Here is an 11,460-nt window from a genome sequence, read left to right on the forward strand (position 1 = left end):
AATTTGCGTTGGCGCTACCAATAATATTATGCTTTCCTCGACTATTGGGCGAAATAAAAACCTAATTCCAGGAGAAGTTATCAAACAAATAATCGAAGGTACCGAAGAAATTATCGAAGAATTAAAAACTCACGGTGTAAATATTCATTCCACAGGTGGCGAAACTGCCGATGTGGGCGATTTAGTAAGAACTATAATTGTAGACTCAACCGTTACAGCTCGCATGAAACGTGCTGAGGTTGTGGATAATGCTAAAATTCAAGCGGGAGATGTCATTGTAGGTTTGGCATCGTTCGGTCAAGCCAATTATGAAAAATTTTACAATGGTGGCATGGGTAGCAATGGTTTAACATCAGCGCGTCATGATGTATTCGATCATTATTTGGTACAAAAATATCCAGAAAGTTATGATGCCCAAGTGCCAATTGATTTAGTATATTCAGGTAAAATAAAATTAACCGATAAGGTTGAAAATTCTCCAATTGATGCTGGAAAATTAGTGTTATCTCCAACCAGAACTTATGCGCCAATTATTAAAAAAATATTGCAAGAATACACACCAACACAAATTCACGGCATGGTGCATTGTAGTGGTGGCGCACAAACCAAAATTTTGCATTTTGTAGATAATTTACATATTATAAAAGACAATTTATTTCCCGTTCCACCACTTTTCAAACTCATACAAGAACAGTCCAAAACCGATTGGAAAGAAATGTACCAAGTTTTCAATTGCGGACACCGAATGGAAATTTATGTCCCAGAAAATATAGCTGAAAATATTATAGAAATATCAAATTCATTTGGTGTCGAAGCACAAATTGTAGGTAGAGTGGAAGCAAGCGAAAATAAAAGATTGACAATTAAAAGTGAATATGGCGTTTTTGAGTATTGATTTACAGTTAAATACAAATTTTTGGCTTAAAACATTAAATTTATGAATGCAAAAAAATTATTGTTATTTATAGTTATAATTTTTTCAGTTTCGAAAAGTTATTCTTGTTCTTGTACTGCAAAGCCATCTGTAAAAATGAATTGGGAAAGTGCAAATGAAATTTTTAATGGAAAGATAGTAAGTGTCGACTCTCTACTTTATGGGAATAATGGTGCTAAAATTTATTCTTATACTGTAAAAATTTTAAAATCTTTCAAAATAGGTTTTTATAAAAATAGAGAATTTAGAACAATATTAACTCAAGATGGCTCAAGCTGTGATTTTATGTTTGAAATTGGTAAGGAATATCTAATCTATGCAAAAGAAGATAATCAAACATTATCAAGTTCAATTTGTTCAAGAACAAGCTTATTTAAAAATGTTGAAAAAGAAGAATCAGAAACTCTTGAAAAATTATATGAATCTTACGTATCCGATGTAAGTCGTGTTAGATTTGAAAAGTTTCAAAATAATGTTAGTTATCAAATTGATTTAGTTAAAAATGGTTTTGAACAGAAAATCCATTCACAAAATTCAATCATATATGCACTTTCAGGTATCATAATTTTACTTTTTATAATAATCTTGATTAAAACAATCAAAAGCTAATTACCAGTTCTTTTCCACAAACAACAAAAACTATGTACGAACTACTATTTTGGAATTATAAAGAAGGAATTTATCTTAACCATCATTTGGTGTACGAATCAATATCTGATGCAGAATTGGTCGATGGTTTGGAAGATTTGCCTATTGATATTATTCTTAATCGAATAAACAATGTTTTTGCCAGTTGGGAAAAAGTGGATGATGCTAGTTGGAAAAACACATCGGGCAAAGGTGCATTTCACATTCGAACCACACCACAAAGTGTAAAAATTGATTGTTATGGAACTGAAGGCAAAACCATGGATAAATTAGTTGATGTTTTGGATGAATTTAAATGTCCACTATACGATCCACAAGTTCCAGAACGCCACGATGAGTTTAACGAATAAATAACATTTTTAATATGAACGAAAAATTAGCATTACTTAAAAAAATTGCTTTAAAGGCAGGAATTGCTTGGGTTAAAATCATCGGGATTGGAATTTTAATATCTATTATAGGAATAATTGCCAGCTATTTTTTATATCAAAATTACGAAGGAGTAAATGGATTCGGCAGAATTACCAACGCTTTTCGCAATGAGTTTTGGACTGTACTTTTATTTATTTCGAATGTAGGAATGTTTATTTTTTCCATTTTATTTGCCAACAAATATGCTATTCATACCATTATTTCAATTGTTTACAAAGAAAAATTACAGGATTTTGTAACCCCTAAAATTGAAAAATATATCAGCAATATTTCAAACAAACAACCCGGTTGGTTGGATAAATTAACCAATGCATCTGTCGTAAAAATTAAATTACTGGGAGAGTTAAGATTTGATTCAAACATTAGTTCAGTAAACAAAAAAGTATTACGATATGGTTTCAAAAAAATAAATTTAGACGATGTCGATTTTTCGCAACCACATCTAGATTATCCAGCCATTATTGCCTACAAAATAAACGAGAAAATCTCGAAAATTGCGACACCAAGTATGAAAATATTTTGGGTTTCAGCAGTATTGCTTTTAATTTTATTGTTAATTGCGATAATTAAAATGCCCAGATAATATGAATTTTGATTTCAATGAAAATTATGTTTTAGAATCTGATCGAGTAAGATTGGAGTCATTGGAAGCCAACCATTTTTCAAGTCTAGTGACTTTTTCATTAAACGAAACTGAAATTTGGAAATTTTCATCTATTCCAGCAATTGGAGAAGAAAATTTTAAAAATTATTTGCAAATTGCTTTAGACAATCGTTACAAACAAACCGAATATGCATTTGCTGTTTTTGATAAAAAAACGAATCAATACGCTGGAAGTACTCGTTTTTATGACATCCAGCTTCAAAATAGAACTTTACAATTGGGATATACGTGGTATGGAAAAAATTTTCACGGCACAGGTCTCAACAAACATTGTAAATATTTGCTTATCGAATTTGCATTTGAAAAAATGAATATGGCACGTGTAGAATTTCGGGCAGATAACAATAATCTTCATAGCATAGCTGCTATCAAAAGTATTGGTTGCAAAGTTGATGGAATTTTACGAAGCAACATGACAAAACTAGATGGTTCTAGAAGGGATACTATTGTTTTAAGTATTTTGCGAGATGAATGGTTTGAAAGTGTCAAGGAAAATTTAAAACAAAAATTATTTTAATTGAAAATTTAATTTATTGTTAACTCAAAATAAACTTTTCTAACAAAAATTTCACAAACTTTGTAATAAAATAATTCAAATGAAAGTTATACCAAAAAATGGAATTGACAAACTTGTTTTCGGAATGAAACAAAATGATGTTTTGTCAATTTTTGGAAATCCAGACAAACAATTCAAAGATGAAGATCAAAATGTAATATTTATTTATAATGATTTGATGTTGCAAATGAGTTTCTACGAAGAGGAAGATTTTAGGCTAGGTTACCTAATTTCCTCTAATCCAGAGTTGACTATTTTTGACCATAATGTTATCGGCAAAACAATTGAAAATTTAAAATCTGAATTATTAACTTTTAAAACCTGGGAAAAAGAAAATTTTGATTTGGCAGAAAACTATTTCAACGAAGAAAATTGGCTGATTTTGGTTTCAGAATTTAATAAAATAGTAAAGGTAGAATTGGGATGCATCATAAACGATGACGAATTCGATTGGAAATATGGTGAATAAAAAAAGGCTTTCAGATTTGTTTCTGAAAGCCTTTTTAAGTTGTAACTTTTTATTTTTTTACTGGTAAAGCTTCCAAAATCTCAACTTCAAAAATAATATTTGCGTTTGGCGGAATCACGCCTCCAGCACCTTGAGCTCCATATCCTAGTGCAGATGGTATAAACAAAGTAGCTTTGTCTCCAAATGACATTAAATTTATACCTTCCAAGAAACCAGGAATCAAACCATCTTTTTTGCCCACTTGAAATGGAAAAGGTTGATATCCATTTTGATTCGCTCTATTTTGATCAAATTTACCACAAGTTTTATTTACATCTTCATAACTACTGTCAAACAAACTCCCGTCTTCAAGATAACCAGCATAGTGAACATACATTGTGGTTCCTTCAACAGGTTTTTTGCCATTTCCTTTTACAATAGTGTATTCTAATCCACTATCAGATTTTGTTGAAACAGCTCTGGTTTTTGCTAGTGAAGCTACTTTTTCAACCATGACACTTCCATATTTTGCATTGTATTCTTTTTTGGCTAAAACTACTTGTTCAGCTTGTTTCTTTTTGTTTTCAGCATCAATAAGCATTTGTTTTTTATCATCATCGCCTTTTGTAGCATAATAATCAGCAAATATTTTACTAGCATTGAATGCTTTTGCAGCAACACCTTTTTTGATAATTGTAAGCTTGTTGATTACATCGTTTTGTTCAATTTTATTAACTACATCCATTCCAGTAACTACGCTTCCAAAAACAGTGTGTTTGCCATCTAACCAAGGTGTTTCTTTGTGTGTAATAAAAAATTGACTTCCATTTGTTCCCACACCAGAATTTGCCATAGACAATATTCCGCCTTTATTGTGTTTTAAATCTGTAAATTCATCTTTAAATTTGTAGCCAGGGTCGCCAGAACCTGTTCCTAGTGGATCGCCACCTTGAATCATAAAGTCTTTGATCACACGGTGAAATTTCAATCCGTCATAATAAGGTTTGCCTTTCAATTCTGCTTTTACTATCGTATTTGTACCTTCTGTAAGCGATACAAAGTTTGCCACCGTGATTGGTGTTTTTACAAACTCTAATTGTACCAATATTTTGCCTTTATTGGTATCAAATTCAGCAAAAATACCTTCTCCACTTATAACACTGGGTTGAGTTTTTGTGATGGTTTTTTTTGTAACAACTTTAGTATTTTTTATAACTTTTTTTCCTGACTGCGCGTAAATGTTTGTTATTCCTAATAAAACAAACAGTATCAATTTTAATTTCATTTTCTAAATTTTTAATTATTGTGTTGGCATTTTCTCGAACAATTCCAGTTCGAATATTAAATTTGTATTGGGCGGAATCACACCACCAGCACCTTGTGCTCCATAAGCCAAATTGGATGGAATAAAAACAACAATTTTTTCTCCAAATGACATTTTTTCTAGACCTTCAATAAATCCTGGAATCATTCCGTCTTTTTTTCCCGCTTCAAATTGTAACGGTATATATTGTTTTGCGGCAGCTCTATTTGGATCTAGTTTTCCAAAATCGCGACTTACGTTTTCATAACTGGTATCAAATAAATTTCCGTCCTCAAAATAACCTGCGTAGTGAAAGAAAATTGGTGATCCAGCTTTTGCTTTTTTACCATTTCCTTTTTGTACGACACTATACATTAATCCTGATTCTGTTTTTACAGCCGAGCTTTTTAAACCTGAAAAATAAGCCATTTTATCAGTTATAGTTTTTTTGTATTTGGCATCACTTTCTTTTTTTATGGAAACTTCAGCATCAAAATAATCTTTAAAAACTTTTTGAGCATCAAATTTCTTTGCACTTGCTCCTTTTCTAATAATTTCTATTGATGTGATTTGGTCATCTTGCGCAATTTTATTTACCACTTCTTGACCAGTAACCACATGCCCGAAAACCGTATGGCGACCGTTTAAATAATTGGTTTCGTTGTGTGTAATAAAAAATTGACTTCCATTGGTTCCAGGTCCAGCATTTGCCATAGCCAAAATTCCAGCTTTATCCATTTTCAAATCATCTAGAAACTCGTCTTTAAATTTATAACCTGGCCCGCCAGATCCATTTCCGTCTGGATCGCCACCTTGTATCATGAAGTTTGGCAAAACTCTGTGGAATTTTAAACCATTATAAAATTTTTTGCCTTTGAATTTTTCGCTAACCATGTCATTTTTTCCTTCGGCAAGCGATACAAAATTGGCTACGGTAACAGGCGTTTTTTCAAATTCTAATTGCAATAAAATTTTCCCTTTGCTGGTTTCAATTTCTGCATACATTCCATCTGGCAATTTGCTGTGCTCAGAATTGCATGAAAATAAAAGTGCAATTGCACCCAAACATAAACTTGCTATTTTATTCATTTTAAAAAAATTATAGTTATTCAATTTTGATTTCGTTTTCTGGTTTAATATCATTTAAAGTTACGGTACACATTAATGGCACATTATTTATAACTTTTTTATTATCGCCATGATAACCGTAGCCCATATGCGATGGAAAAAGAAAAGTTACTTTTTCGCCTTTTTTCATTAATTTAATTCCGTCTCGCAAACCTAACATAATATTTTGTTTGTCAACCAAATATTTTTGAGGTTTAAGTTCCAATTGGCTATAAATAATATTTCCTTTTAAATCTTTTATTTCATAATCAAAATAAGCAACGTCTCCCTTAGTAGGTTTAACATTTACCGAATCATTTTTAATAATGTAATGATACCAATATCCTTTTTTGGATGGAATATAATCTCTAGCAGTATCTTTTTGAATAATGGTTGCAATTAATGCTTCTTCTTTATCGTTCAAAATTTTATTTCTTTCTATAGATTCTTTCATAAACTCTCCAGAAGATTGAGAAACGGGTCTTCTAGGTTCTTGCTTTTTCGTACAGCAAGTGGCTAAATTCATGCCAAGAATCAAACAACATATTATTTTTAATAGTTTCATTTCTTCTATTTTTTAATTTCTTTTAGAATACTTTCAAAATACAAAACAGTTTCTTGTAGGGTTTTGTCTGATTTTCCTCCAGCAGCATTTTTATGTCCGCCACCACCAAAATAATTTCTAGAAAACTGATTTACATCAAAATCGCCTTCCGATCTGAAAGATATTTTGATAATTCCTTCTGCTGTATTTTCTATAAAGATAGCAGTAAAATCTATTCCAGCAATTGATAATCCATAATTTACAATGCCTTCCGTATCACCTTTTTGATAATTAAAACTATCTAATTCTGCTTGAGAAAGTGTAATATAAGTAGTTTTAAACTCTGGAAGTAACTTCATATTTTGCAAAGCTTTACCTAATATAAGCAATCTATTGTATGAACTTGTGTCAAAAAGCTGGTTGTGCACTTTGTTATTTTCTACACCTTTATCAATCAAATCGGCTACAATTCGGTGTGTTTTTCCAGTGGTTTTCGGAAAACGAAACGAACCTGAATCGGTTACAATACCTGTGTAAAGACATGTAGCTATGGTTTTATCGATTAAATTTTTCTCGCTTAATTGATCTATAAAATCATAAACCATTTCGCAAGTTGAGCCATAAGTGGTATCAGAAAAAGTATATTTTGCATAATTATCAGGCAACTCATGGTGGTCAATCATCATGAAAGTTTTATCCAATTTTTCTAGCGATGCTTTCATAATATCGCCAGTTCTATGCAAAGCATTAAAATCTAATGTAAAAATAAAATCTGATTTATCTAAAATATCTTCACATTTATGCTCTTCTTTCTCAAAAATTAAAACTTTTTCTGATGCTGGCAACCAGGCTAAAAAATTTGGAAATTCATTGGGAGAAATGACAGTTACTTGATGTTTTTGTTTTAACAAAAAATGATACAATCCTAGAGTCGATCCCATAGCATCACCATCTGGATTTCTGTGTGGAATGATTATTATTTTTTTTGGTGAAGCTAAAATATTTTTAATAGCATCAATTTCATTGGCTGTCATCATAATGCGAAAATACATATTTTGTATTTAAATTGTAGCCTAAAATTATCATAAACTTTTTAGTAAGGAAAATTATTTAGATTTCTTGATTTAATTGTTTGCTAAAATCCTCAATTCAAAACTAGATAAACGAGTCAAAAAAGCAAAATTTAAATTTTTAGTTTTAAAATTTTAAAAGTATTTTTGCACATGCAACACAACGTACTTATTTTAGATTTTGGGTCACAATACACACAATTGATTGCCCGCCGAGTTCGAGAACTCAATATTTTTTGCGAAATTTTTCCCTTTGATAAAATTCCAACAGATTTATCTAGTTACAAAGCCGTAATTCTTGGCGGAAGTCCATTTTCAGTGAGGTCTGAAGAAGCACTACATCCAGATTTGTCTCAAATTCGTGGCAAAATGCCTTTATTGGCTGTTTGTTATGGAGCGCAATATTTGGCTCATTTTTCAGGTGGAGAAGTAGCTGCGTCAAACACACGCGAATACGGACGCGCAAATTTGACATATATTAAAGAGAACGAAACTTTTTTTGAGAATGTAAATTTGAATTCTCAAGTTTGGATGTCACACTCAGATTCGATTAAAAAATTGCCAACCAATGGTGTGAAAATTGCTAGCACGCACGATGTTGAAAATGCAGCTTATAGAATTGAAGGCGAAACTACATATGCCATTCAATACCATCCTGAAGTTTTTCACTCCACCGATGGCAAACAAATGCTAGAAAATTTTTTAGTCAAAATTGCAGAAGTACCACAAAATTTTACACCAAATGCGTTCGTTGAAGAAATGATTGCAGAACTAAAAGAAAAACTGCAAGATGACAAAGTCGTTCTAGGACTTTCTGGTGGTGTCGATTCTACAGTGGCTGCAGTTTTATTGCATCAAGCCATTGGAAAAAATTTGTATTGTATTTTTGTAAATAATGGATTGTTGCGTAAAAATGAATTCCAAAATGTACTAGAACAATACAAAGGAATGGGATTGAATGTAAAAGGCGTTGATGCTGGAGACAGATTTCTTTCGCAATTAGCTGGAATCTCTGATCCTGAAACAAAACGTAAAACTATTGGTCGTGTTTTTATAGAAGTTTTTGATGATGAATCAAAAATTATTGAAGACGTAAAATGGTTGGCTCAAGGCACCATTTATCCAGATGTAATAGAGTCGGTTTCTGTAAAAGGACCATCGGCGACCATAAAATCGCATCATAATGTTGGTGGTTTGCCCGATTATATGAAATTAAAAATTGTTGAACCTTTGCGAATGCTTTTTAAGGACGAAGTGCGTAGAGTAGGGGCAACACTTGGAATTGATCCTGAATTATTGGGCAGACATCCGTTTCCTGGCCCTGGACTTTCTATTAGAATTTTGGGCGATATTACACCAGAAAAAGTCCAAATTCTGCAAGATGTTGATGCTGTATTTATTGATGGATTAAAATCATGGAATTTATACGATAAAGTTTGGCAAGCAGGCGCCATTTTGCTTCCAGTAAACAGTGTAGGTGTCATGGGTGACGAACGTACTTATGAAAAAGTTGTAGCGTTGCGAGCAGTTGAATCTACTGATGGTATGACGGCAGACTGGGTTCATTTGCCTTATGATTTTTTAATGAAAATATCAAACGATATTATCAATAAAGTAAAAGGAGTTAACAGAGTTGTTTACGATATTAGTTCAAAACCACCAGCAACTATTGAATGGGAATAATCGATTAAATATTAAAAAAGATAGATTAAAAGACGCTTTTTATCGATGAACGAATTGGTTGATTAAAAATGTTAAAAATAATTATGATAAGTCATTACAATAAATATCTTTGTAATGACTTATTCCCTAAATAGCCATAATTATGAAGTGTTTTTTAGCATTATTCTTATTTATTTCGCAAATTATTTACGCTCAGCAAGAGAAAACACTATCTCACAAAGTTATAAAAGGCGAAAACATCTATCAAATTTCTAAAAAATACAATGTTACTCCAGCTGAAATTTTCAAAATAAATCCAGAATCTCAAAATGGGTTACAGGAAAATTCAATTTTGATAATTCCCAACAGCAATTCTTTTTCTTATAATATTAAAAAAACTGAAATTCCAGTCAATAAATCATCCAAAAATCATTTGGTTCAACAAAAAGAAACATTATACGGAATTTCTAAATTATATAATGTTGCAATAATCGATATTGAAAAAGCAAATATTGATTTATTGAAAGATGGAATAAAACCTGGACAATCTTTAATTATTCCAACTAAAATTGTTCAGAAAGAAGAAGTTAAAATAAAGCCAACCCTAGTTTCTTCAGCTACGACTGAAAACACTTTAAACAATAATACACATATTGTAAAACCACAAGAAACATTATTTGGCATTGCCAGATTATACAATGTTTCAGTTAATGATCTGGATAAACTAAATGCAGAAATTTTAACTGATGGTTTACAAATTGGAGAAACCATTGCCATTCCAAACAAAAAGAAAACCTTGAATGGGCAAGCTAGAATAATCAATAGTGAAACCATTTTTCATGTTGTTGAAGCAAAAGAAACCAAGTTTTCAATAGCCAAAAAATACAATACCACCATTGCGCAACTGGAATCGCAAAATCCTGAAATTATTGGTGGTTTAATTATTGGGAATAAATTGGCCATCAATACAAAATTGGTAAAACCAAATAGCGACAAAGAGGAATTAATGATTGCCTTGGCAGAAAAACAAGTGGCTGTCGAAAAAGTAAAAGCGAAAACACTTGAAATTGAAGATTTACAAGATAAACTGACGGTTCAAAAACAAATGAATCAAAAAGTACTTAAAGTAAATTCGCTTAAAGTAAATTTAAATTCTATCGATGAAACCAAAGGTGGCTCAGCAGAAAAATTAAAATTGGTTTTGGAAGCCAATAAAAATATTCAAGAAATATTAATTTCAAAATTGGATTCACTTGTTGTAACTATGAGTGATGATTTGGTAGTTTTGAAAGACAAAGAAATTGACGATTTGGAAGAATCAAAAAGACTGGAAAGAGAATCGTATAAAAGTATCGGTCAAACCAATGAGATGCTATTTCAGCTGAAAAAGGATTTGGCTGACAATCGTAAAATTTATGCAGGTTTGATGAATAAAGTGCAGCAAATATCATATGATGAAAACCACGAATACAAGAAAAAAGTCAAAGAAAACTACAAAACAAAAAATTTAACCGAAGCCGATAAAGCTTCGATTGAAGCCATAAAAAAAATTCAAGAATCACAAGAAATAAATAACAAAAAAAATGAATTTCTTTTAACAAAAATTGATTCATTAGGAAACGAGAAAAATGTCGAGTTAAAGCGTCGCATTGGTAAAGCCAATTTTTATAGTGCCGAAGCTAGAGATTTTGACGATAAAATGGCACAAGCAAAACTCAAACGCTACCAAAAAAATGCCATTGATATTCAAAAAGACAAAACAATAGTAGCTGAAACTCCAACCAAAACCCGTGAAGAAATCAGAAAAGAATTGGGCAACGATGTGGTCGATGAAAAGAAAATGGTTAAAATTGAAGTTTTGAAAAATATTAAAGATGTAAAAAATGGGTATTATATAGTCGCCAATATTTTTACGGAAGCCAAACCAAGAGACGAATTTACCTTAAAATTGACAGATTCGGGAGAAGTGAACTCCAATTTTTTCTTTAATATTAATATATTTTCGTATTATGTTTTTTCAAAATCTTTCAACAATGTCGACGAAGCATTGTATGAATGCAAGCAAAAAGCTGGAAATCCGTTGTTTGAAAAC

12 protein-coding genes are annotated in these 11,460 nt (G+C 31.4%); 8 read left to right on the forward strand and 4 right to left on the reverse strand.

Annotated elements, in window-relative coordinates:
• The 6 genes from RMN92_RS05940 to RMN92_RS05965 all read left to right on the forward strand — a co-directional run.
• The coding region (locus tag RMN92_RS05940) for an AIR synthase-related protein (RefSeq protein ID WP_309608550.1) at positions 1–895 on the forward strand (895 nt) is incomplete at its 5' end.
• Positions 896–937: 42 nt separating this feature from the next.
• Positions 938–1,543: a hypothetical protein gene (locus tag RMN92_RS05945; RefSeq protein ID WP_309608551.1), complete on the forward strand. Its 606-nt coding sequence runs from the start codon at positions 938–940 to the stop codon at positions 1,541–1,543.
• Between the two features lie 32 nt (positions 1,544–1,575).
• Positions 1,576–1,932: a hypothetical protein gene (locus RMN92_RS05950; RefSeq protein WP_309608552.1), complete on the forward strand. Its 357-nt coding sequence runs from the start codon at positions 1,576–1,578 to the stop codon at positions 1,930–1,932.
• Positions 1,933–1,946: 14 nt separating this feature from the next.
• A complete protein-coding gene (locus tag RMN92_RS05955) occupies positions 1,947–2,597 on the forward strand; it encodes a hypothetical protein (RefSeq protein ID WP_309608553.1) in 651 nt (216 codons plus the stop codon).
• Position 2,598: 1 nt separating this feature from the next.
• A complete protein-coding gene (locus RMN92_RS05960; RefSeq protein WP_309608554.1) occupies positions 2,599–3,195 on the forward strand; it encodes a GNAT family protein in 597 nt (198 codons plus the stop codon).
• Between the two features lie 79 nt (positions 3,196–3,274).
• Positions 3,275–3,703, forward strand: coding sequence for a hypothetical protein (locus RMN92_RS05965; RefSeq protein ID WP_309608555.1), 429 nt, complete (start codon positions 3,275–3,277; stop codon positions 3,701–3,703).
• Between the two features lie 49 nt (positions 3,704–3,752).
• Here the strand turns inward: RMN92_RS05965 and RMN92_RS05970 are convergent, their stop codons facing one another.
• The 4 genes from RMN92_RS05970 to RMN92_RS05985 are packed head-to-tail and all read right to left on the reverse strand — an operon-like array spanning position 3,753 to position 7,673.
• The gene (locus RMN92_RS05970; protein WP_309608556.1) at positions 3,753–4,967 is read right to left on the reverse strand and encodes a peptidylprolyl isomerase; all 1,215 of its coding nucleotides are present in this window, start codon (positions 4,965–4,967) and stop codon (positions 3,753–3,755) included.
• A 15-nt stretch (positions 4,968–4,982) separates the two neighbouring features.
• Positions 4,983–6,074 carry a peptidylprolyl isomerase gene (locus RMN92_RS05975; RefSeq protein WP_309608557.1) on the reverse strand — a complete coding sequence of 364 codons (1,092 nt, stop codon included), beginning with the start codon at positions 6,072–6,074 and terminating at the stop codon, positions 4,983–4,985.
• Positions 6,075–6,090: 16 nt separating this feature from the next.
• A complete protein-coding gene (gene gldI / locus RMN92_RS05980) occupies positions 6,091–6,657 on the reverse strand; it encodes a gliding motility-associated peptidyl-prolyl isomerase GldI (protein WP_309608558.1) in 567 nt (188 codons plus the stop codon).
• Positions 6,658–6,662: 5 nt separating this feature from the next.
• Positions 6,663–7,673 (reverse strand): DHH family phosphoesterase, encoded by a 1,011-nt coding sequence (locus tag RMN92_RS05985; protein WP_409024846.1) that lies wholly within the window; start codon positions 7,671–7,673, stop codon positions 6,663–6,665.
• A 186-nt stretch (positions 7,674–7,859) separates the two neighbouring features.
• Here RMN92_RS05985 and guaA point away from each other — a divergent pair, with 186 nt between their 5' ends.
• Together guaA and RMN92_RS05995 are read left to right on the forward strand one after the other, a co-directional pair.
• Complete coding sequence (gene guaA, locus RMN92_RS05990; RefSeq protein ID WP_309608559.1) at positions 7,860–9,389, forward strand: glutamine-hydrolyzing GMP synthase; 1,530 nt, start codon at positions 7,860–7,862, stop codon at positions 9,387–9,389.
• Between the two features lie 142 nt (positions 9,390–9,531).
• Positions 9,532–11,460, forward strand: a 1,929-nt coding sequence (locus RMN92_RS05995) for a LysM peptidoglycan-binding domain-containing protein (RefSeq protein WP_309608560.1), incomplete at its 3' end; no start/stop codon positions are given.

The sequence above is a fragment of the Flavobacterium sp. genome (assembly GCF_031363805.1).
Classification (GTDB): Bacteria; Bacteroidota; Bacteroidia; order Flavobacteriales; family Flavobacteriaceae; genus Flavobacterium.